The organism is Stenotrophomonas sp. WED208 (assembly GCF_040984485.1).
Lineage (GTDB): Bacteria > Pseudomonadota > Gammaproteobacteria > Xanthomonadales > Xanthomonadaceae > Stenotrophomonas > Stenotrophomonas riyadhensis.
In genome coordinates, this window is the sequence record NZ_JAZARB010000001.1 from 1,802,896 (window position 1) to 1,824,671 (window position 21,776).

The following is a 21,776-nucleotide window of genomic DNA, read 5'->3' on the forward strand; positions in this document are numbered from 1 at the left end:
AAGAGAATCATTTGCATCTGTAGTGCGGGGCCGATGCATTGGATGGCCGATCAGCCCGCGCGGCTGGCGCTGCGTATCTCCAGCAGCAAGCGGTGGGCGGGAAACGTGCGCAGCGCTGGATGCCGCTGCCGGTGGTAGGCATTCCAATAGCTTGCGGCACGCTGCATACACCGTTCGAAGAAGGCGGCGTTCTCGCGGGCCAAGGGTGCGTAGGCGGCCAGGCCAATCTTCCGGGCATGATGGTCGATCGTCAGCGCGATCTCTTCGACATACTCGCTGAGCAGCGCCAGGTGGAATGCCAGAACCCACGGCACCGATGCCTGCCCCAATGCCTCAACAGCCCGTTGTCGCAGGAAGCCATCGGGATGCCGGGTGGCCAGGCACAGGCACAGTAGGCGGTGATCACCTAGCAGGGAAGATGCCAGGCGTTCCAGGCGCGTAGCGTCGGCGTAGATGCGATCGGGGAAGCGCAGTGCTTCTCCATCGATCAGCAGCCGGTAGTCGTTGTTGCTGGCCTGCGCCTGGATGCGATCGAGCCGTTGCTGAAGATCGCAGGCGACGCCATGCAGGTGGGCAGGTACGTCGAACATGGTGGGAGTATCGCCTGCATGAGGGCGTGCGTCAGCCTATGGCGGGTGGTGCAGCGTACCGCTGCCGGCCAGCGGCCGGCACTACCGGGGCAGGTAGTCGCAATGGATCTGCAGTGCTTCGGTCGGGTTGGGGTGCAGTTGGAAGCCGCAGTGCTGCAGGCTGTGCTTCACCTGCGCGACCGCCCAGGCATGGCGGCTGACGCGGCGCGCCTGCCAGTTGGGTGGCGTGAACACGCCCAGTGGCAGCAGCCGCAGTCGTTGGCCGTGCAACACCATGGAGATATCGACGTGACGGCCATCGATGTCGTGACCGTTGGCACCGAAGATGGCATCGACTTCATCGCGGCGCTGCGGGTAGCAGGTGCGGAACACCGCAATGCCGAGCCGCCGCACCGCGCGGCGGAACCCACCGAGGCGACTGTGGCGTGATTCGAAGCCGCGCGTGAGCAGCAGGCGCAGTTCGGTGGGCAGGAGTGCCTGCGCATCGAGCAGGCGTTGCAGCACCTCTGCTTCGATCTGGATATGGGTGGAGGGCCAGCGCGGGGCGACAAGCAGCCCGCGATGGTTGCCGCGTTGCAGGGTCAACATCGGTGAAGCTTCGCACGCGGGCGAACAGCCGGGGTAGTGCCGGCCGCTGGCCGGCAGATTCCAGTGCCGGCCAGCGGCCGGCTCTACCTTGACGATCGTCAGATATCGCGGTACTGGATCTGCGCGGCCAGTACACGCAGGCCATCGGCATTGCTGGACAGGATGCGCTCTTCACCGACGCCCTTCTGCCGCTTCAACTGGAAGCCCTGGTCTGCAGGCAGCTGCGCGGCGATGCTGTCCATGCGCTGCAGGGCATCGGGGCCGCTGCAGTCGAAGTGGCCCCAGTGGGCACCATCGCGGTGGATCTGCAATCGGTAGTTCATCGTGGTGTCTCCGGCAGGTCCTGCAGCCAATGGTCGAACATTGCGGTGGCGGCCGCGGCCAGTGGTGCGCCATAGCGACGCGCCTGCGCGCGCAGGTCGTTGGGATCGATGCCAGCCTGGGCCAGCTCCAGCGTGTGACCGATCAGCCAACGCTCGAACTGGCGCGCGTCCAGTTCCGGATGGCATTGCAGGGCCAGCGCGTGATGGCCGATGGCGAAGGCCTGGTGGCGGCAGGCCGGCGTGCTGGCCAGGCGGCGTGCGCCGGCCGGAAGTTCGAAGGCCTCACCATGCCAATGCAGCACGGGAATGCCCTGCAGGGCCTGCAGCGGCGAGCGCTGGCCTTCATCGGTCAGCAGCAGTGGCGCAAAGCCGATCTCCTTGCCGCCACTGGGAGCGACACTGGCACCGAGTGCACGGGCCATCAGCTGTGCACCCAGGCAGATGCCCAGGGTCGGCCGCTGTTGTTGCAGCCGGCGCTGCAGCAGGGCGATGCTGTCGGTGACGAAGGGATAGGTCGCTGTGTCATTGACGCTGATCGGGCCGCCCAGCACCACCAGCAGGTCGGCTGTTGCGGCGGAGTCCAGCGCGTCGATACCGGCCTGCAGCACCTGCAGCTGCCAGCCTTGGGCCAGCAGCAACGGTTGCAGGGTGCCGAGGTCTTCAAAGGCAACGTGTTGCAGCACAACCGCGTGCTTCATGCCGGGGCTCCGCTGTTCGGCCAGTAGAAGCTGTCCGGGGTGGCGCGGGCGCCGAAAATGGCCTGGCCGACACGGACCACGGTGGCACCTTCCTCGATGGCCACTTCGAAATCACCGGACATGCCCATCGACAGCTGCGACAGGTCAAGGCCGGGCGGGGCGACGCGCTGCAGCTGGTCGCGCAGGTCACGCAGGCGCACGAAGCAAGCGCGCACGCGCTCGACCTCGGGGGTGAAGATGGCCAGGGTCATCAGGCCGCGCACGCGCAGGCGATCGAAGGCCGGCAGCTGCTGCACGAAGGCCTCGACTGCGTCGGGTTCCAGCCCATACTTGCTCGGCTCGGCCGAGGTGTTGACCTGCACGAACACATCCAGCGTGCGGTCTTCCAGTTGCAGGCGCTGCTGCAGGGCCTCGGCCACGCGCAGGCTGTCCAGCGCCTGGAACTCGCTGGCGAAGCGTGCCACGTAGCGCGCCTTGTTGGTCTGCAGATGGCCGATCACCGACCAGTGCACGCCCAGGTCGGCCATTGTTTCGGCCTTGCGCTGCGCCTCCTGCACCTTGTTCTCGCCCAGTTCGTGACAGCCTGCGGCCACCGCCATGCGGATGCGGGCGTCATCGACGGTCTTGCTGACCGGCAGCAGGCGCACGCTGGCCGGGTCACGGCCGACACGTGCGCAGGCATCGGCGATGCGTTGGCGCACCGTGACCAGGTTGGCGGCGATCTGTTCAACGGACTGGGCGACGGGCCAGTCGGCAGCGGCAAGGGGCATGCGGGCACCTCCAATGCAGGGTGGCCAGGGTGGGATACACTGGCACAGGACAAGATATATTTTGGCATAGGACAAAATGAAAATCATCGGGCATAGCGCCGAGTCGATCTTCGACAGCATCCGCGACGGCATCGGCAAGGGCCGCTTGCCGGCCGGCAGCGTGCTGCCGCCGGTGCGTGAACTGGCCGAGCAGCTGGGGGTGAACCGCAATACGGTGGCCGCTGCCTACAAGCGATTGGATGCGGCGGGCCTGGCCAGCACGGCGGGCCGTCGTGGCACGGTGGTGCGCGGATTACCGCCTACGCTGGCGCGCGAGGGCAGCACGCCCGGGCTGGCCCTGCAGGACCTCGCCGGTGGCAACCCGGACCCGCGCCTGCTGCCGAACCTGCGCCTGGCGCCGGCAGCGCCGCGTTTGTACGGCGTAGGCACGGTCGACCCGAGGTTGCAGGCGCTGGCACGCGCCTCGCTGGATGCGGACTGCCCGGAGGGCTATGCGCTGGAGCTGACCCATGGCGCGGTCGACGGCATCGAACGCCTGCTGGCGGCGTGGCTGCTGCCGGGGGATCGCATCGCGGTGGAGGATCCGTGCTTCCTCGGCAGCCTCAACGTGCTCAATGCGGTGGGCCATGCGCCGTTGCCGGTGGCGGTGGACGCGCATGGCATGCAGGTCGATTCGCTGCGTGCGGCACTGGAGGCTGGCGCACGCGCGGTGCTGCTGACCCCGCGCGCGCACAACCCGACCGGGGCCAGCCTGGATGCGAAGCGGGCGCGGGCGTTGCGGCAGCTGTTGGCGGCCTACCCGCAGGTGGCGGTGCTGATCGACGATCACTACGCGCTGCTTTCGCAGCAGGCCTATCACTCGGTGCTGCCGCTGGATGGTCGTCGCTGGGCCGTGCTGCGTTCGTTGTCCAAGCCACTGGGTCCGGACCTGCGGCTGGCCTGGCTGGCCTGCGATGAGGAGACCGCATCGCGGTTGCGGTTGCGGTTGGCGTCCGGCACCGGCTGGGTCAGCCATCTGCTGCAGGATGCGGCGACTTCGGTGCTGGCGTCGGCGACGCAGCGGGCGAAGATCGCCTCGGCAGGTGAGCGTTACCAGCAGCGCCTGCAGTCGCTGCAGGAACTGCTGCGTGCGCGGGGCGTGCCGACACCGCAACCGATGGAAGGATTGAACCTGTGGCTGCCGTTGCCAACCGACAGCCATCCGCAGGTGCTGGCACTGGCTTCGCGCGGATGGCATGTGCGCGCAGGCGAAGTGTTCGCGGTGGCAGCGCCGGGACATGGCCTGCGCATTACGTGTGCGGCGCTGGGATCGGCGCAGCTGCGGCAGCTGGCCGATGATCTGGCGGCGGTGTGCGGTCTGTAGCGTCGGGCCATGCTCGGCTTTGCTTCGCCTTTGTAGAGCCGAGCCATGCTCGGCTGCTGTTGGTAGAAGCAGTCGAGCATGGCTCGACTCTACATGACGGTAGTCGAGCATGGTTCGACCCTGCAGAAGCGGATCAGGGCGCGGCGTTCGCGCCCGGGCGCACGTAGTAGGACTGGCCGCTGTCATCGACGAACATCAGCTCCGGCTTGCCCTGCCAGGAGGTGAGCATGGCGCCGGTGTTGTTCTGGTGCTTGACCATCAGGCTGGCACCGCGGTCGGGGTTGGCGACGACCTTGAACACTTCGGTGGTGCCGGTGGCATCGTCCAGGGTGAGCAGGGCTTCGCCGCCGCGGTCGCTGGTGCCGTAGCCGCCGCGTTCGGAGCCGTCGGGGCCGAGCAGGATCAGGCCGGACAAGGCGGTGGCGCGCGGCCCCTGGGTACGGCCCTGGCTGAGCGGATCGGGAACCGGTGCACCGAGGATCACCCGCGGCTGGCCGCTTGCATCGTGGATGACCAGCCCGCGTGCTTCGATGATGCGCTGTGGTGATTGGCTGCGATGCAGGCTCCAGGCGGTCCAGCCGGAAACAAGCAGGGCGAGGGTCGAGACCACCAGCGTGGTCAGCAGCAGTGCGCGGGGCATGGCGTCGTCCTTCCTTGGATGTGCCGACGATAGCGGATGCGGACCGGCAATGGCCAGTTCGTTGTGTGACGTTGTGTATCGTCAATGGAAATCGCGGCTGTGGCTGCGCAGTCCCTGCAGCAGTTCATCCAGGCAGTGCATGCGCTGCACGATGACATGCTGCACGCCATCAACGCGTTCCAGGCGGCCGTCGATCTGCATCAGCTGGGTGTCGACCAGTACGCGGTGCTGGCGGTCGGCCAGGTGCCGCCAGACCACAGCGTTGACCATGCCGGTCTCGTCCTCGAGCGTGAGGAAGGTGACACCGCTGGCGGTCTGTGGGCGCTGGCGCATGCGTACCAGGCCGGCGATGCGCACGCGTCGGCCATGGCCGTGGTCTGCCAGCTGTGCGGCATCCAGGCAACCGCGGCCGCGCAGTTGCGCACGCAGGAACGAGATCGGGTGGCGGCCCAGCGTGGTGCCGGTGCTGCGGTAATCGGCCTGCATGTCTTCCCAGGCGCTGGGCAGGGGCAGCGCCACGCGGGCTTCGGCGGTGGCGCGGGTCTGGTCGAACAGCGGCAGCCGGTTCTCCACGCCGGAGATATCCCAGCGTGCACGATGGCGATGGCCGCTGAGCCCACGCAGCGCACCGGCATCGGCCAGCAGGCCCTGCTGGCGGCGATCCAGGGCGGTGCGCTGGCACAGGTCGCCCACATCGTCGAACGGGCGCCGCGCACGTTCACGCATGATGGCCTGCACGGCGGGTTCGTTGCAGCCATCGACCAGGCGCAGGCCGAGCCGGATCGCCGCCGGCCCCTTGCCGAAATCCAGCGTGCAGTCCCAGTCGCTGTGGCGCACGTCCACCGGCAGCACGCGGATGCCATGCCGGCGCGCGTCCTGCAGCAGCTGGTCGGGGCTGTAGAAGCCCAGCGGCTGGCTGTTGATCAGGCTGGCGGTGAACGCGGCCGGGTGATGGCACTTCAGCCAGCAACTGGCATAGGTCAGCAGGGCGAAACTGGCGGCGTGGCTTTCCGGGAAGCCGTAATCGCCGAATCCCTTGATCTGCTCGAACAGGTGCTCGCCGTATTCGCGGCTGAAGCCGTTCTTCAGCATGCCGGCCAGCAGCTTCTCGCGATGCGGTTCCAGGCCGCCACGGCGTTTCCACGCCGCCATCGAGCGGCGCAGGGCATCGGCCTGGCCCGGCGTGTAGCCGGCCGCTTCCACCGCCAACTGCATGACCTGTTCCTGAAACAGTGGCACGCCGAGGGTGCGCGCGAACACGCGTTCCAGCCGCGCTGGATAGAGTGGATTGTCTGGATCGTTCAACGCGTCAGGACCCTGCTCGCGCAGGATCCTTCGCCGTTCCAGGTAGGGGTGCACCATGTCACCCTGGATCGGGCCAGGGCGCACGATCGCCACCTCGATCACCAGGTCATAGAACTCGCGTGGCTGCAGGCGCGGCAGCATCGCCATCTGCGCGCGCGACTCGATCTGGAACACGCCGATGGTGTCGGCGGCGCAGATCATGTCGTAGGTCGGGCCGTCTTCATCGGGAATCGCATCCATGCGTCCTTCGTGCAGGCCATGCTGCTGCAGCATGGCCAGGCACTTGCGGATGGCGGTGAGCATGCCCAACGCCAGGCAGTCGACCTTCATCAGGCCGGTGGCATCGAGGTCGTCCTTGTCCCACTGGATGACGGTGCGGTCGGCCATCGCTGCGTTCTCCACCGGTACCAGCGTCGACAGCGGGTGCTCGGAGATCACGAAACCACCCGGGTGCTGCGACAGGTGGCGGGGGAAGTCGATCAGTTCGGTGGTCAGTGCCAGCAGGCGCTGCATCAACGGCGTGTCCGGATCGAAGCCGCGCTCGCGCAGGGTCTCCGGCAACGGTACGTGGCCGCCCCAGTGGTCCATCGCCGCCCCCAATTCGTTGACCTGGTCCATCGGCAGGCCGAGCGCGCGGGCCACGTCGCGGATCGCGCTGCGGCCACGGTAGCTGATCGCCACCACAGTCAGGGCGGCGCGCTCGCGGCCATAGCGCTTGAATACATACTGCAGCACTTCCTCGCGGCGCTCGTGCTCGAAGTCGATATCGATATCCGGTGGCTCGTCGCGCTCGGCGGAGATGAAACGCTCGAACAGCAGGTTGCTGCGCGCCGGGTCGATCTCGGTCACGCCCAGCACGAAGCACACCGCCGAGTTGGCCGCCGAGCCACGACCCTGGCAGAGGATGTCCTGGCTGCGCGCGAAGCGCACGATGTCCTGCACGGTGAGGAAGTACGAGGCGTAGTTCTTCTCCCGGATCAATGCCAGTTCGTGCTCGATCTGTTTGCGTTGTGCCGGTTCGATGCCGCCTTTCCAGCGCCAGGGGATGCCACGCTCGACCAGCACGCGCAGCCAGCTGTCCGGGTCGTGGCCTTCGGGCACCAGCTCGCGCGGGTAGGTGTACTGCAGCTGCTCCAGGGTGAAGTGGCAGCGCTCGGCGATGCGCAGGGTCTCGGCCAGCAATTCGGGTGGATACAGCTGGGCCAGCGCGGTACGCGGGCGCAGGTGGCGCTCGCCGTTGGGGAACAGGCGCCAGCCGGCCTCGGCCACGCTGCAGCGGTGGCGGATCGCAGTCAGCGTGTCCTGCAGGGCGCGGCGGCGGCGCACGTGCATGTGCACATCACCACTGGCGACCAGCGGCAGGCGGTGGCGTTCGCCGAAGGCCTGCAGCTGCTGCAGGCGGCGTGCGTCGTCGTGTTCGTGGTGCAGTTCCACCGCCAACCACAGCCGATCATCGAAGCCGGCACGCAACAGTTCCAGTTCGGTGGCCGCTGGTTGCCGGTCCAGCCACAGGCACAGCAGGCCGTCAGGCAGGCCGAGCAGGTCCTCGCGCAGGCAGCGGTATTCGCCCTTGGCTGCGCGCCGCCGGCAGGTGGTGATCAACTGGCACAAGCCGGCATAGGCGGCCTGGTCGGTGCACAGCAGGGCCAGCTTCGGCCCGTCCTCGACCTGGAATTCGGCGCCGACGATCAGCGCCACGCCATGCGTCTTCGCCGCCTGCCAGGCACGCACGATGCCGGCCAGCGAGCATTCGTCGGTGATCGCCAACGCGCGGTAGCCCTGGCCGGCAGCGCGCGCGAACAGTTCTTCGGCAATCGAGGCGCCACGCTGGAAACTGAAGGCCGACAGGCAGTGCAGTTCGGCGTAGCCGGGCAGTTCGTTGTGCATGACGGCTCAGCCGAACCAGCCGTGCAGCATCCACGGCGCATGCGGATCATTGCGTGTGCGGAACGCCCAGCCGCGCTGGCCGTGTGCGGTTTCCACCACGTAGTAGTCGCGGCGCGCATCGGCCTGGTCCCACCAGCCCGATTCGATCCGCTCCGGCCCGGCGATGATACGCAGGCGGGGATCACGCAGCGGTTGCGGCGTGTCCAGCAGCCAACCGGGGCGCAGCGGCCAGTACGATGGAGGCTTGGCCGCGGGCTGGGTGCCATTGGCGCGTTCGGGGCGATGGTCGGCCTGCACCGCCAGCGGTTGCACGGCGTCATCGCCCAGCCGCGCCCGCAGGCGCTCGCGCAGCTGGTTCCAGGGCATCGCCTGTGCCGGCCGGGTATCGAACAGGTCACGCGCGGCGGGCACGAACGGTGGCAGTTGCTCGGCCTGCAGGCGCAGTGCGCGGCTGCCGGCCGGCAGGGCGAACGCTTCCATGCGGTTGCGTGCGATCTCGAACAACAGCGCGGGATCGCGCTCGGGTGCCAGCAGGCCGATGGTCAGCACGCTGGCCGGCAGCAGGTCATGCTCGAAATGCAGGTCGAAGCGCTGCACGCCGCCATCGCGCGAACACAGGAACGCGGCCAGGTCCAGCAGCAGGCGACGCAGCGGGAACAGCAGGGCCTGGCTGGATTCGATCTCGTATTCGAATTCGATGCGCGCATCGAAACGGTCCGGTGGCTGGTAGTAACGCAGTGGCGCGGTGGGCAGGCCGCGCAGCGCATCCAGTTGCTGCAGTACCTCGGGTGAGAAGCGCCGGGCCAGGCTGTCGCGCGGCAGTTCGAGCACCGCACCCAGCGTGCGCAGCCCGGAACGACCGAGCACGGTCACCGCGTCGCTGGGCAGGCCGCAACGCGGCAACGGCAGCTGCGCCAGTGCTGCTGGCAGCTGCTGCGCATCGATGCCGAGGCCGTCGTGGACGTTGGCCAGCACGCGCGCGGCATGCGCGGTGGGTGCGGCCACCAGGCGATGGCGGAAACCAAGCTCATGCAGTTCGCCGCGCAGGCGCTTCTCGATCGTCAGCCAGTCACCGAACAGGGCGCGACTGGCGCCGATCTCCAGCACCAGTGCATGCGGGAAATCGAGGCTGACCTGCGAACTGTAGGCGTAGGCCCAGCTGGCCAGCAGTTGCCGGGTGTGCTGTTCGGCGTTCGGGTCGTAGTCGTGCAGGTGCATGTCCTGCACCAGCACCTGCGCAGCCGACAGCAGCATGCCCGGGCGCAACCCCGCTGCGCGTGCCGACGGGCTGACCGCACGCAGCACGCGGCGCTGTGCCGGCCCCTGCAGCAGCACCAGTGGCCGCTGCGGGTCCGGCTGCAGGCGCAGTACGCTGTCCAGCGCCAGCTGCGGCAACAACAGGCAGGCCCAATGCATGGCGCGGCCTCAGTGGGCGATGGCCAGTGGCAACGGCTGTGCGGGTGGCAGGCCGCCACGGCACTTCAGCACCCGTACCTGGCCGTGGTCGAGCTGCAGGCGCAGGCTGGCCGGGGAGGGGTTGCGCGCTGCCTGCGCCTCGCGGAACACGAAGCCCAGGCACTGGCCGCTGTCGGCAGCCACCTGCAGGCGGCGCAGTGAGCGGTCGTCGGCCTGGTGTGGCCAGCACAGTACCGCCGCGCAGGCGGCCGAGCGCAGGCACTGTTCGGCAGCCCACAACGCCTGCTTCGGCGCGGCGTGGATGATCTGCAGCTGGGCCAGGTCCAGCCCGGCTGCAGCCCAGGCCGGGGCATGCGGGCGGTAGGGCGGGGCGACCAGCACGATCGGGCGGTCGCGCTGGCTCAGCTTCGCCAGCGCCGGCCAGACCAGGGCCAGCTCGCCCGCGCCGGGCGCGGCCTGCAGCACCTCGCACAGCCCGCTGGCCGGCCAGCCACCGCCGGGCAGGCGTGCGTCCAGTGCCGGGTGACCGCTGGCCAGGTGGTCGCTGGCCGGTCCCTGGCGAGCCGGGCCGCGCCACAGCTGGCGCCCGTCCAGCAGCCGGTCGAGGGCGACGACGGCACCCATCAGCCGGTCCTCCAAGGGAGGCGCCGGGCGGGCTGGAAGCGGCAGGAGCGGGCGTAAACGGCGGGCATGGCGCGAGTATCGACGGGCCGGTATCAGGGGCTGAGACCGGACATGCTACTCGCCTTGTGAGTAGAATTACTAATGAAATCGGAAGGTCGGGTTTCAGGTTGCTGAAGGGGTAAAGGAGTGCCGACCAAGGTCGGCACCCACCCGGCATGGGACGGAATGCCGACCAGGGGCGGCACCCCCGCAGGCCCCGGTTACGGGCGCACCGGCAGCGCGACCGGGCGCAGCGGCGCGGCATCACCGCCGCGGATCTTCAGCGGGCCGCCGATGAAGGCGAATTCGTAGACCTTGTCGCGGGCCAGTTCGTCCAGCGCCACCAGCTCGATGATCGGCGCGCCCTGCTGGGCCAGCAGGTAGGTGTGCAGCGGCACGTAGTCGTCGGACACCTCCGAGGGGAAGGTCTCGAAGCTGAGGTTGTCGGCGCCGACGATCATCGCGCCGCTGTCCTCCACCAGGAAGCGCGCCGCGTCCAGGCCCATGCCCGGCGGGTTGGCCATGTACGCCTTCGGCTGTTCGAACAGGCGCATGCGGCCGGTGCGGATCAGCACGATGTCGCCCTGCTGCAGTTTCACCCGCTGGCGTGCCAGCGCATCCTTCAGGTCCTGGCGGGTGACGCGGTAGCTGTCAGGCAGCATGTCCACGCCCTTGGCGCCGGCCACGTCGATCAGCACGCCACGCGCGATCAGCGGCGGGAATTTCTCGATGCCGGTGACATTCCAGCCACGGTCACCGAGGTGCTTGTCGGCCTCGAAGCCGTTCCAGATCTTTCCGTGGATGCCGAAGTGGTTCAGCGCATCGATGTGGGTGCCGGTGTGGCTGTACATCGAGAACGCGGTGCCGGTGTAGCTGCGGGTGAGGTTCATGGTTTCACCCACGCCCATCGGATCATCCATCACCGTGCCGCGCGGGGTGTGGGTCATCCAGAACTGGTAGTGCGGGTCGCCGGCATCCTGCCAGCTGGGCATGCCGACGTAGTATTCGGTGGCCAGGTCATAGGCCTTGCCGCCGCTGACCCGCGACAGGATCGCCGCACGCGAGGCCTCGGTGATCAGGTTGAGGCGGCCGATCTCGTCCTTCGGCCCCCAGGGGCTGGTGCCGACCTGCTGGCCGGAGGGAACGCGTTCGTGCGCGGACACGGTGGTGGAAGCGGCGGTGCCGGCCAGCAGCAGGGCCAGCGCGGTGGCCAGGGTACGTGGGGTCATGGGGAATCTCCTTGGGGTGGGGATGGTGCGGCTCAGGCCGCGACCAGGTGCGCCAGGGCCTGGCGCAGTTGCGGCAGCGGCAGGGTCTGCAGGCGCAGGCCGTTGCCGCCGATCACGGTGGGAATGGAACGGATGCCGAGGGCAGCGGCGTCGGCACGGTCGGCCTGCACGCGCTGGCGCACTGCGTCGCCATGCATGTGGTCAGCGAAGGCGCCACGTGGGTGGCCCAGCGTTTCGGCGATATCCAGCAGTACTTCGGCATCGCCGATGTTGCGGTGCTGGTGCAGGTGCGCCCATTGCACCGCGTCGAACATCGCGCCATGGGCATCATTGCCGCCGAGCACGCCGGCGGCCTGGCAGGCCAGTGCGCCGAGCCAGCCGGACGGATACTCGAAGTCCTGTGCGCGCATGCCTTCGATATCGATGCGCGCGGTGTCTTCATGCGCGGCGCAGTCGGTCCAGTGGCGCAGGATGATCGCCTTGGCGCGCTCCATCGAGCCGAACACCTCGACCATCTGCGCGCGCGAGTCCTGCAGCACGAAGCTGCGGTGACGCACCTGGATGCCGAGTTCGGCGGAGACCTGCTGCAGGCGCGGGGCCAGCACGAAGCACCAGCCGCAGACCACGTCGTGGAAGAAATCGACCGCCGGCGCGGCGGTGGCGGGGGAAGGAACGGAAGACATCTGCCTGCCATCGGTGAGAGGGGAGGCGGCAGAGTAGGCAGCGCGGCGCGTCTGAAACAGCGCGCCGCGGGCAGCTCAGTTTTCGCTGGCGGTTACGAATCCAGGCCCGCGCAGCCGGGCAGCTCGGCGTGCAGGAAATCGATGAAGGCACGCACCTTGGGCTGCAGGTGGCGCGAGGTGGGGTAGACCGCATGCACGAAGCGTGGTGGATAGCGGTGGTCGGGCAGCACCTGCTGCAGTTCGCCACGGGCCAGCGCCGGTGCCGCCAGGAACGAGGGCAGGGCGCCGATGCCCATGCCGGCCACCAGCAGGTCGCGCAGCAGCAGGCTGTTGTTGACGGTGACGCGCGCCGGCAGGGTGATGGTCACCTGGCCGTCGGGGCCGAGCAGCGGCCAGCTGCCGGGCGAGTCGGACAGGCTGTAGGCCAGCACGCTGTGCGCCTGCAGATCGTCCACCGCCTGCGGTGCCGGATGCTGCCGCAGGTAGGACGGGGCAGCGCACAGCACCTGCTGCAGCGAGGCCAGGCGGCGCGCCACCAGCCGCGAGTCGTCCAGCTCGGCACGCAACCGCAGCGACACATCGAAACCTTCGCCCACCGCATCGAGCAGGCGGTCTTCCATCACAAGGTCCAGCGACAGCTGCGGGTGCTGCTGCAGGAAGCGCGGCAGCAGCGGCGACAGCGTGCTCAGTGCGAATGATTGCGGTGCGTTCACGCGCAGGCGTCCGGCCACGTCGCCACGCTGTTCGGCGATGCCACGTTCCAATGCATCCAGCTCGTCGAGCAGGCGGCAGCATTCGCGGTAATAGGCGTGGCCGGTCTCGGTCAGGCTCATGCGCCGCGTGGTCCGCTGCAGCAGCACCACGCCCAGGTGCGTTTCCAGGGTGCGCAGCTGCTTGCTCAGCCCGGCCGGCGACATGCCCAGGTCTTCGGCGGCGCGGGCCAGCCCGCCGCGTTCGACGATGCGGCGGAAGGCGCGCATCAGGTTGAATGAATCCATGCCGGTCCCGGGCGCGATGAGGGCGCCATTGTAGATCCACGCCATGCGTGGATGTGGGAAGGCGGAGCGAGTCGGTAGATCCACGCCATGCGTGGATGCAGGAACACGGTGCCGACCAAGCTCGGCATCCACCCGCAGCACGCGCTTGCGCCGTTTGTTCAAGCCGGCGCCCCATACGCCGCGCCAGCATGAAGGCCCCTCACTTTCCGGATTGCCCATGAAGCACTGGATGCTCCGCCTGTATGCCCCGTTGTTCCTGCTGGGCTTCGTCGCTGCTGCCGTCGTCTGGGTCGGCCACCTGCACGGTGATCCGCTATGGCTGCTGGCCTTGCTGGCGGTCGCCATCGCGATTTCGTTCGCCGCCGAACGCGTGTGGCCCTATGACCCTGCGTTCAACCATGACCACGGCGACAGCCTGCGTGACACCCTGCATGCGCTGGTCAACGAGAGCCTGAATCTGCTGTCGATCGCGGCGGTGCCGCTGCTGGCAGCCATCATTCCGTGGCAGGCCTGGCCGCTGCAGTGGCCATTCGCGCTGCAGGTGCTGCTGGCCATCATCTGCGCCGATCTCGGTATCACCCTGGTGCACTACGCCAGCCATCGCATCGGCTGGCTGTGGCGGCTGCACGCGGTACATCACAGCGTCACCCGCATGTACGGCTTCAATGGCCTGATGAAGCACCCGTTGCACCAGGCGGCCGAAGCAGTCGGCGGCGTGCTGCCGCTGCTGCTGTTGGGCCTGCCGATGCCGGTGGCCGCGGTGCTGGCGTTCGCCATTGCCATCCAGCTGCTGCTGCAGCATTCCAACGTGGACATGCGCCCGGGCGTGCTGGGCCGGGTGATGGCCTGGGCACCGCTGCACCGCTTCCACCACATGCGTTACGGCACCGCCGGCGACGTCAACTTCGGCCTGTTCCTGACTGTCTGGGATCATCTGCTGGGGACCGCCTTCGATGCGCCCGGCTATCGGCTGCAGCAACGCGACCTCGGCATCGGCAGCCAACCGGACTATCCGCGTGATTATCCCGGGCAGCTGCTGGCGCCGTTCCGCGAACTGCCGCATGGCGAGGTGCCGGAGTTGCCGGAAGGATTGCGCAGGCGCGGATGATCGGCCGTGTCAGGCCGCCTGCAGCTGCAGGCCCTGCAGCTGTGCGGCACCGATGCCGAACATGCGGCGCAGGCTGCGTGACAGATGGGCCAGGTCGGCGAATCCGGCCGCATGCGCGCTGTCGGTCAGGCTGTGCCCGCGCAGATGATGCATCAGCGCGCGGCGCAGCCGTTGCCACAGCACCCAGCCGCGCAGGGTCACCGCCAGATCGGACTGGAAGCGCCGATGCAGCTGGCTGGTCGACAGATGTGCCGCCTCGGCGATATCAGCAGCCGGCACCGGGCCGGGCAGGTGCTCGGCGATACGGGACAGCGCTGCCTGCACGCGGCGGTCCAGCGGTTGCGGGCGGCTCAGCCGTGGCAACCAGTCGTGCAGCGCCAGCGCGTTGCCCGGCAGCGCGTGCAGGTGCTGCTGGATCTGCCCGGGATCGGCATGTGCCGGTTCAAGGAACACCGTGCAGCCCGCTTCCGGCGCCGACAGGATTGCGTGCGGCTGGAATGACGGCAGCCACAGCCGTTGGCCCTGCTGCTGCACGCCATCGACCTCGACCTGCCAGGGCGCGCCGTCGCTCAGCAACAGTTGATGGGCGTAGTGCGCGTGCGTATCGCTGCCACCAGCGTGGCCCTGCAGCACGGCCACGTGAGCATCCAGCAGCAGCGTGCCATTCCAGGGCAGGACGGGAGAGGACATGGAGGAATTGTAGATCCACGCCATGCGTGGATGAATCTCCATCGAAATCGAATATTCCGACAGTTGAACGAAGAGCAGCCGAGCATCGCCTCGGCTCTACAGCAGGCCGTGCAGGGAATTGTCGAAGGCGGGGTGGATCCGGTTGCGGGGGCGTGAGCCGCATGGATGCGGCGACCGAGGCTACATGGACGTACTTGCGCCGTCCCCCGCAACCGGGCCCACCCCGCCACCCCACAGGAGCCCGCTGTTGCTTCGGCTGTTGCTTCTGAGGTTGCCGGCCAGCGGCCGGCACTACCGCGGGTGCCGGGCGCAGCCCGGCCGCGCGCACCCTCACCGCCCCTGCGGATCCGGCCGGTGATGCACGTACTCGACCACCGTGCCATCGGGATGCACCGCATTGAACGCTGCCCCGGTCGGGACCACCTGCAGCGGGAAGATGATTTCAGCGCCAGCCGCCACCAGCTTGTCGTGATAGGGCCGAACATCGTCGACCAGCAGCGTTCCCGTGGTCGAAGTGAACGGCGCCAGCGCCGCCTCGCTGCCCTCGATCAACAGGAACGCACCGACCATCGCCAGACGCAGGCCGGCCTCCGGAAACGGGAACCCCGCATCGGCCACCACGCCCTGCAACTGCTCGTAGAACGCCACGCTGCGCTCCAGCTCACCCGGGGCCACGAACACCCGGATCAGCACGCGCGGCGCGCGTTGGCTGGAGGTGTCACAGCGGTCGCGCCAGAGATGGTCGAAGTCGCGATGTACGGTCATGGGCTCGGTTCGTGGCCAGGGACCCTCATTATCAGCAGCCTCGCGCGGCGCGCTGATGACCGCCGGTGATGGCCTGATAACCAGTGGCTGGGGTCAGCCTGTGACTTAGGTCCTGTTGACAGGTGTGAACGCCCTCGCACAATCTTCACATGATTGGGTCGCCCTGCGCGGCCCGGACAGGCAGGTTGTCACGCCGGGAGGAGGGTCCCAGGCGCAGACCGGCCCGTCCTTCAGCCTGCGGGACGTTGCCTGGCAACCCCTGCGCGGCATGAACGCTGCACCCTTCGGCGGCACTTTCCCTGGACCGATTGCCTTGGCAACGGAATTACGCCTGTCGATGAAAACGTTTACAAAGCCGCTTGCACTGTCCCTGGCCCTGTCTGCCGCACTGGCCGCTCCGGCCTGGGCTGACCCCGCCGCGTTCACTGTGCTGACCCTGGAACAGGCCCCGACCGCCGAGGCGATGCCGGCCCTGGCCACCCAGCTGAAGACTCTGCAGGTGGACGCGGTGAGCGTGCGCCAGGTGCAGCGCGGCATCGGCCAGGTCGATCCGCTGCAGGTGCTGGCCGATGGCCTGGGCTACGCGTACCGCTTCATTGCTGCGGGCAAGGACGATGGCCAGACCCAGCGCGGCCAGGCCGTGCTGACCCGGCTGCCGATTGCTGCTGAATCCGGCCCCGACCAGCCGGGCCTGAACTACCTGCGCCTGGACGATGGCCGCCACACCGTGGCGGTCTACACCGATGCTGGTGCAGGTGCCGCGCAGCTGCCGGCGCTGGTCACGCGTTCGCGGCTGGGCGCACCGGCGGTGCTGCTCGGCGCGGTGGCCGGTGAATCGGCCAAAGCGGCCGGCTTCGACCCGGCACGCGTTGCCCTGGAAGCCGATGCCAGCTACTTCAGCGACGGCTTCCAGGCCGCCAGCAGCGCGCCGTTCAAGGTGGAAGGCAGCGCCCTGCGTGCCACGCTGCTGACCCTGGCCTATGCCGCCGACAAGCACGGCGAAACGCCGTGGATGGACACCACCCTCAATGCCGATGCGCGCGCTGCGCTGCTGCTGAAGGCGATGACCGAGGATGAGAAGTTCCAGATGCTGCACAGCTACTTCGGGCTGGGCAAGGACGGTGGCCCGCTGCCGGAAGGCGCGGTCGGGTCGGCCGGTTTCGTGCCGGGCGTGGCGCGGCTGGGCATTCCATCGCAGCAGTCGGCCGATGCCGGCGTCGGCGTGACCAATCCAGGCGGCATCCGCCCGGGCGACTTCGCCACGGCGATGCCGTCGGGCCCGTCCACCGCCTCCAGCTGGAACCGCGAAGTCGCCTTCGCTGGTGGTGCAACGATGGGCCGCGAAGCGTGGCAACAGCGCTTCAACATCCTGCTGTCGGGCAGCGTCAACCTGCAGCGCGACCCGCGCAACGGCCGCAATTTCGAGTACGCCGGCGAAGACCCGCTGCTGGCCGGTTCGATGGTCGGCGCGCTGATCCAGGGCGTGCAGAGCCAGCACGTGATCTCCTCGATGAAGCATTTCGCGCTGAACGACATGGAGACCCGCCGCAACTTCCACGACGTGCGCATCGGCGAACAGGCCATGCACGAGTCGGACCTGCTGGCCTTCGAGATCGCGCTGGACGCCGGCCGCCCGGGCGTGGCGATGTGCTCGTACAACAAGATCAACGGTACCTACGGCTGCGAGAACGGCTACCTGATGAACCAGGTGCTGAAGCAGGAATGGAAGTTCCCTGGTTTCGTGATGTCCGACTGGGGTGGCGTGCACAGTGGCTCGAAGGCGGCGCTGGCCGGCCTGGACCAGCAGTCGGCCGGTGAAGTGTTCGATGCGGCAGTGTTCTTTGACGAACCGCTGCGCCTGGCCGTGCATGGTGGCGTGGTGCCGCAGGCGCGTCTGAACGACATGGTGGCGCGCATCCTGCGCACGATGTTCCTGCACGGCAATTTCGACAACCCGCCGCAGCACCAGAAGGTCGACGCCGAGGCCGGTTTCGCCGTCGCCCAGCGCACAGTGGAAGAAGGCAGCGTGCTGCTGCGCAATGAAGGCAACCTGCTGCCGCTGGCCGACAGCGTGAAGCGCATCGTCATCATCGGCGGCCATGCCGACAAGGGCGTGATCGGTGGCGGTGGTTCGTCGATGGTGGGCGTGACCGCCAAGGGCACCAACGCGGTGCCGGGCGTGCTGCCGACCACCTGGCCGGGCCCGGTGATCTTCCACCCGTCCTCGCCGCTGGAATCGCTGCGTGCGGCGCGTCCGGATGCAACCATCGAGTATGTGGACGGCACCAACGCCGCCGCTGCGGCCAAGGCAGCAGCGCAGGCCGACGTGGCCATCGTGTTCGCCACCCAGTGGGCGGCCGAATCGGTGGACCTGCCGGACATGCAGCTGCCGGATAATCAGGACGCCCTGATCTCGGCCGTGGCCAAGGCCAACCCGAAGACCGTGCTGGTGCTGGAAACCAACGGCCCGGTGCGCACGCCGTGGCTGGCGCAGGTGCCGGCGATGCTGCAGGCCTGGTACCCGGGCATCCGCGGTGGCGAAGGCATTGCCGCGCTGCTGACCGGCCAGGTCAATCCATCCGGCCGCCTGCCGGTGACCTGGGTGACGGACGAATCGCAGCTGCCGCGCCCGCACATCGACGGCCTCGGCTTCAAGCCGGCCAAGCCGTTCGGCGATGTGTTCGATTTCGATATCGAAGGCGCCAACGTCGGCTACAAGTGGATGGCGGCCAAGGGCCTGACCCCGACCTTCGCGTTCGGCCACGGCCTGTCCTACACCTCCTTCGCCTATGAAAACCTGAAGGTGAGCGTGGAGGGTTCGCGCCTGGTCGCCAGCGTCGACATCCGCAACACCGGCAAGCGCCCCGGTGCCGACGTCGCGCAGCTGTACCTGAAGCTGCCGGCCGGCAGCACCACGCCGATCCGCCTGATCGGCTACGACAAGGTGACCCTGCAGCCGGGCGAACAGCGTCGCATCCGCATCGAAGCCGAGCCGAAGACCCTGGCCCACTACGATGCGCAGGCCCGCCAGTGGAAGATCGACGGCGGCAGTTACCAGGTACAGCTGTCGCGCAATGCCGCCGAACCGCTGCAGACGGTGGATGTACAGCTGGTGGAGCAGGTGCTGCGCTGATGCCTGAAGACACGGCCCGGCACAGGGCCGTGTCTGAAAAAGGGGACGGAGGGGATCAAGTCGCTTATGCATAAACGACTTGATCCCCTCCGTCCCCTTTTCATGTGGCGAACCACCCGCGCAGGAAATCGATCAGCTGCCGCACCTTCGGTGAGGGCTGCGTGCTGTGCGGGTAGACCGCGTACACGCTCTGCTGCGGGAACCGGTGCTGGCGCAGCACCGGGCGCAGCCGGTCCTGGGCCAGGTCGTCCTCGATCAGCCAGCGTGGCAGCACGGTGACCCCGGCGCCGGCCACGGCGAAGGCGCGCAGGCTACTGGCACCATCCACGCGCACCACTGCATTGCCCGGGTTGGTGGCAAACAAGGCGTCGCTGCCGTCGGGCGCGATCACCGGCACGTCGGCCAGGCGCGGGTAGCCGAGGCGGGGCAGGGTGCCCAGCTGCACGGGGTCATCGGCAGCATCGGCAGAGGGCAGGCGTGCCAGCAGGGACGGAGCCGCCACCGCGCACAGTGGGTGGCGTTCCAGTTCGCTGGCGTGCAGGCCCGAATCGGGCAGACGGCCGAGGCGGATCGCCAGGTCGAAGCGTTCGGGAATCAGGTCGGCCGGCGCGGGCGACGTGGACAGGTGCAACTGCAGGGCCGGATGCCGCGCACGGAAGGCTTCCAGTGCGGGAATCAGGCGTAGCTGTGCGTACTCCGGGGTGGTGGTCAGGCGCAGCACACCCTGCAGCTGATGCTGGTCGCGGCGTGCGGCATCGATCGCCGCCTGCGCTGCATCCAGCGCCTGCACGCAGTGCTGCAGGAACTGCTCGCCGGCATCGGTCAGGGCCAGGTGGCGGGTACTGCGCAGCAACAGGGTCACGCCCAGCTCCTGTTCCAGCCGCTTCAGGTTGAAGCTGACCACCGCGCGGCTCAGGCCCAGGCGATCGGCGGCGGCGGTCAGGCTGCCGGCCTCGACCACGGCGCGGAAGATATCGAAGCGATCGAGGCTGACCATGATGATCCATTGTCAAAACAGGTTTGACAGTGTTGCAGCTGCCGTCGTGTTTTTCCAACAAGGTCCGGACGGCATGCTGGCCGCTTCCCCGCTGGAGCGCCGCCGATGCCGTCCCCCCGCCTGCGCCATGAGGCGATCTTCCTGCTGGTGTTCGCCCTGGATCTGGTCAACATGTTCATCGCCACGGTGGCCTATCCGGCATTGGCAGCGGAGATGCGCGCCGATATCAGCACCCTGGCCTGGGTCGGCACCGCCTACATGCTGGGCCTGAGCGTGGTGATTCCGCTGGCGCCCTGGCTGGCCGCGCGCTGTGGTGAGCGTCGCCTGCTGCTGGTGGCGTTGCTGCTGTTCGCGGTTGCCGCTGCGCTGGCCGGCGCAGCACCGGGTATCGGCTGGCTGCTGGGCTGGCGCCTGCTGCAGGGCCTGGCCGGTGGCCTGCTGATTCCGGTGGCACAGGCGGCAGCGTACCGACAGTGCACGCCCGACCAGCGTGGCGCGCTGACCCGCCGCATCCTGCTGGTGGCGCTGCTGGTACCGGCACTGGCGCCCGCGCTCGGTGGGCTGCTGGTGCAGTGGTTGTCCTGGCGCGGTGTGCTCTGGGCCAGCCTGCCGCTGGCCGTGGTGGCGATTGGACTGGTGCTGGCGTGGATGCCGGCCGATGGCGCGCGTAGTGCGCCACGCCTGCAGGCCTATGCGCTGTCCACCGCGATGCTGGCGCTGGGCGCACTGCTGCTGGCGCTGACCTGGCTGGGTGAACCCGGCCATCGGGCCGCCGGCGCCGTACTGCTGCTGATCGCATTGCTGTTGGCGGCGGCCCACCTGCGGCATGCACGGCAGCAGGCGCAACCCCTGCTGCGCTGGTCATTGCTATCCCATCGCGGCCTGCGCCTGGCGATGCTGGTCTACCTGGCAGTACCCGGTGTATTCATCGGCAGCCAGCTGGTCAGCACGCTGCAGTTGCACCAGGCTGGTTACAGTGCCGCGCGCATCGGCGCGCTGATGCTGCCCTGGGCGCTGGCCTCGGCCATGGCGATCACGGCCAGCAAGCGCCTGCTGGCCCGCTTCGGCCCGGCCACGGTACTGCGTACGGGCATGCTCCTGCAGGCTGGCGGCCTGCTGTTGATGGCGCTGCTACCACACCTGGTCTTTGCCATTGCAGCATTACTGTTTGCCTTGATGGGCGCCGGCGGCAGCCTGTGCAGCAGCACCGCGCAGACGCTGGCCTTCCATGGGGTCGAGGGCGAGGCGCTGGGTGATGCCAGCGCACTCTGGAACCTCAATCGCCAGCTCAGCTTCTGCCTCGGTACCGCGGCCATCGCGCTGCTGCTGGCATTGGCCATGCAATGGCTGCCGGCCCATGCCACCGGCGTGGCGCTGGGTCTGGCTGCTGTACTGACCCTGCTGCCGATGGCGTTGCTGCGCCGGCCGCAGTTGCTCACTCTTTCGCAACCGGAGAACATTTGATGGATACCACCGCAGAACATGAAGTCCACCACTTGCACGACAAGCTGCAGGCTTGGTTCCGTGCCGACGTCGGCACCGACGTGCTGGATGATCTGATGGCGCATTTCTGCGCGGACTTCAGCATGGTCGGTATCGGTGGCCGCAGGCTGGATCGGAATGCCGTGCAGGCACTGTTCGCGGGTGGCCATGGCGCGCGGCCGGGGCTGCAGATTTCCATCGAAGCCGTGCAGGCGGTGGAAGCGCCGTCACCGCTGGCGGTGCTGCGCTATCGCGAAGGGCATTCGATCGATGGCGGCGTACCCACATGGCGGGAATCGCTGGCGGTGCTGCGGCAGGAAGATGGCCGTTGGCGCTGGTTGGCGCTACACGAAGTGCCGGTGGCCTGATCGGCCGGCACGACCGGTTGCCGTCGGGCGCAGCAGCTGGTCGCACATGTGCCATCAGTCCTGCCTGCATCCACCGCAGA

At 68.3% G+C, this 21,776-nt stretch carries 20 protein-coding genes; 5 read left to right on the forward strand and 15 right to left on the reverse strand.

The window, feature by feature from the left end; all coding sequences use genetic code 11:
• Nucleotides 1-50 precede the first annotated feature (50 nt).
• The 5 genes from VPH47_RS08065 to VPH47_RS08085 all read right to left on the reverse strand — a co-directional run bounded on the left by VPH47_RS08065 (nucleotide 51) and on the right by VPH47_RS08085 (nucleotide 2,969).
• On the reverse strand, nucleotides 51-590 hold the full coding sequence (locus VPH47_RS08065; protein WP_368850465.1) for a hypothetical protein: 540 nt from the start codon (nucleotides 588-590) through the stop codon (nucleotides 51-53).
• 81 nt (nucleotides 591-671) lie between these two features.
• A complete protein-coding gene (locus VPH47_RS08070) occupies nucleotides 672-1,178 on the reverse strand; it encodes a hypothetical protein (protein WP_110712696.1) in 507 nt (168 codons plus the stop codon).
• A gap of 98 nt (nucleotides 1,179-1,276) precedes the next feature.
• Nucleotides 1,277-1,501 (reverse strand): hypothetical protein, encoded by a 225-nt coding sequence (locus tag VPH47_RS08075; protein WP_110712695.1) that lies wholly within the window; start codon nucleotides 1,499-1,501, stop codon nucleotides 1,277-1,279.
• Nucleotides 1,498-2,199 carry a glutamine amidotransferase gene (locus VPH47_RS08080; protein WP_110712694.1) on the reverse strand — a complete coding sequence of 234 codons (702 nt, stop codon included), beginning with the start codon at nucleotides 2,197-2,199 and terminating at the stop codon, nucleotides 1,498-1,500. The genes VPH47_RS08075 and VPH47_RS08080 overlap by 4 nt, the downstream gene beginning before the upstream one ends.
• Complete coding sequence (locus VPH47_RS08085; RefSeq protein ID WP_110712693.1) at nucleotides 2,196-2,969, reverse strand: YggS family pyridoxal phosphate-dependent enzyme; 774 nt, start codon at nucleotides 2,967-2,969, stop codon at nucleotides 2,196-2,198. Before VPH47_RS08085 ends, VPH47_RS08080 begins: the two co-directional genes overlap by 4 nt.
• 76 nt (nucleotides 2,970-3,045) lie before the next feature.
• On the opposite strand from VPH47_RS08085, the gene ptsJ reads away from it, so the two are divergent.
• Nucleotides 3,046-4,332 carry a transcriptional regulator PtsJ gene (ptsJ, locus tag VPH47_RS08090; protein WP_368850466.1) on the forward strand — a complete coding sequence of 429 codons (1,287 nt, stop codon included), beginning with the start codon at nucleotides 3,046-3,048 and terminating at the stop codon, nucleotides 4,330-4,332.
• 133 nt (nucleotides 4,333-4,465) lie between these two features.
• Here the strand turns inward: ptsJ and VPH47_RS08095 are convergent, their stop codons facing one another.
• From VPH47_RS08095 to VPH47_RS08125, 7 genes are all read right to left on the reverse strand, one after another.
• A complete protein-coding gene (locus VPH47_RS08095) occupies nucleotides 4,466-4,972 on the reverse strand; it encodes a hypothetical protein (RefSeq protein ID WP_019336451.1) in 507 nt (168 codons plus the stop codon).
• Between the two features lie 81 nt (nucleotides 4,973-5,053).
• The gene (locus VPH47_RS08100; RefSeq protein ID WP_368850467.1) at nucleotides 5,054-8,164 is read right to left on the reverse strand and encodes an error-prone DNA polymerase; all 3,111 of its coding nucleotides are present in this window, start codon (nucleotides 8,162-8,164) and stop codon (nucleotides 5,054-5,056) included.
• Between the two features lie 6 nt (nucleotides 8,165-8,170).
• Entirely contained in the window at nucleotides 8,171-9,580 is a 1,410-nt protein-coding gene (locus VPH47_RS08105) for a DNA polymerase Y family protein (protein ID WP_368850468.1), read from the reverse strand.
• A 9-nt stretch (nucleotides 9,581-9,589) separates the two neighbouring features.
• Complete coding sequence (gene imuA / locus VPH47_RS08110) at nucleotides 9,590-10,204, reverse strand: translesion DNA synthesis-associated protein ImuA (protein WP_368850469.1); 615 nt, start codon at nucleotides 10,202-10,204, stop codon at nucleotides 9,590-9,592.
• Between the two features lie 260 nt (nucleotides 10,205-10,464).
• The gene (locus VPH47_RS08115; protein WP_164162816.1) at nucleotides 10,465-11,472 is read right to left on the reverse strand and encodes a cyclase family protein; all 1,008 of its coding nucleotides are present in this window, start codon (nucleotides 11,470-11,472) and stop codon (nucleotides 10,465-10,467) included.
• 32 nt (nucleotides 11,473-11,504) lie between these two features.
• Entirely contained in the window at nucleotides 11,505-12,155 is a 651-nt protein-coding gene (locus tag VPH47_RS08120) for a DsbA family protein (RefSeq protein WP_368850470.1), read from the reverse strand.
• A gap of 92 nt (nucleotides 12,156-12,247) precedes the next feature.
• Nucleotides 12,248-13,198 carry a LysR family transcriptional regulator gene (locus tag VPH47_RS08125; RefSeq protein WP_197612269.1) on the reverse strand — a complete coding sequence of 317 codons (951 nt, stop codon included), beginning with the start codon at nucleotides 13,196-13,198 and terminating at the stop codon, nucleotides 12,248-12,250.
• A 172-nt stretch (nucleotides 13,199-13,370) separates the two neighbouring features.
• Between VPH47_RS08125 and VPH47_RS08130 the strand changes: the two genes are divergently transcribed.
• Nucleotides 13,371-14,261 carry a sterol desaturase family protein gene (locus tag VPH47_RS08130; RefSeq protein ID WP_180854600.1) on the forward strand — a complete coding sequence of 297 codons (891 nt, stop codon included), beginning with the start codon at nucleotides 13,371-13,373 and terminating at the stop codon, nucleotides 14,259-14,261.
• Nucleotides 14,262-14,270: 9 nt separating this feature from the next.
• Here VPH47_RS08130 and VPH47_RS08135 read toward each other — a convergent pair whose 3' ends face one another.
• Together VPH47_RS08135 and VPH47_RS08140 are read right to left on the reverse strand one after the other, a co-directional pair.
• On the reverse strand, nucleotides 14,271-14,975 hold the full coding sequence (locus tag VPH47_RS08135) for an AraC family transcriptional regulator (RefSeq protein WP_197612268.1): 705 nt from the start codon (nucleotides 14,973-14,975) through the stop codon (nucleotides 14,271-14,273).
• 306 nt (nucleotides 14,976-15,281) lie between these two features.
• Nucleotides 15,282-15,716: a VOC family protein gene (locus VPH47_RS08140; protein ID WP_049429041.1), complete on the reverse strand. Its 435-nt coding sequence runs from the start codon at nucleotides 15,714-15,716 to the stop codon at nucleotides 15,282-15,284.
• Between the two features lie 337 nt (nucleotides 15,717-16,053).
• On the opposite strand from VPH47_RS08140, the gene VPH47_RS08145 reads away from it, so the two are divergent.
• Nucleotides 16,054-18,849, forward strand: coding sequence for a beta-glucosidase (locus VPH47_RS08145; RefSeq protein ID WP_368850471.1), 2,796 nt, complete (start codon nucleotides 16,054-16,056; stop codon nucleotides 18,847-18,849).
• A gap of 100 nt (nucleotides 18,850-18,949) precedes the next feature.
• Here the strand turns inward: VPH47_RS08145 and VPH47_RS08150 are convergent, their stop codons facing one another.
• Entirely contained in the window at nucleotides 18,950-19,846 is an 897-nt protein-coding gene (locus tag VPH47_RS08150; RefSeq protein ID WP_110712684.1) for a LysR family transcriptional regulator, read from the reverse strand.
• Nucleotides 19,847-19,951: 105 nt separating this feature from the next.
• Here VPH47_RS08150 and VPH47_RS08155 point away from each other — a divergent pair, with 105 nt between their 5' ends.
• Nucleotides 19,952-21,310: an MFS transporter gene (locus tag VPH47_RS08155; protein ID WP_368850472.1), complete on the forward strand. Its 1,359-nt coding sequence runs from the start codon at nucleotides 19,952-19,954 to the stop codon at nucleotides 21,308-21,310.
• Nucleotides 21,310-21,696: a DUF4440 domain-containing protein gene (locus VPH47_RS08160; RefSeq protein WP_368850473.1), complete on the forward strand. Its 387-nt coding sequence runs from the start codon at nucleotides 21,310-21,312 to the stop codon at nucleotides 21,694-21,696. Before VPH47_RS08155 ends, VPH47_RS08160 begins: the two co-directional genes overlap by 1 nt.
• The last annotated feature ends 80 nt before the right edge of the window (nucleotides 21,697-21,776 follow it).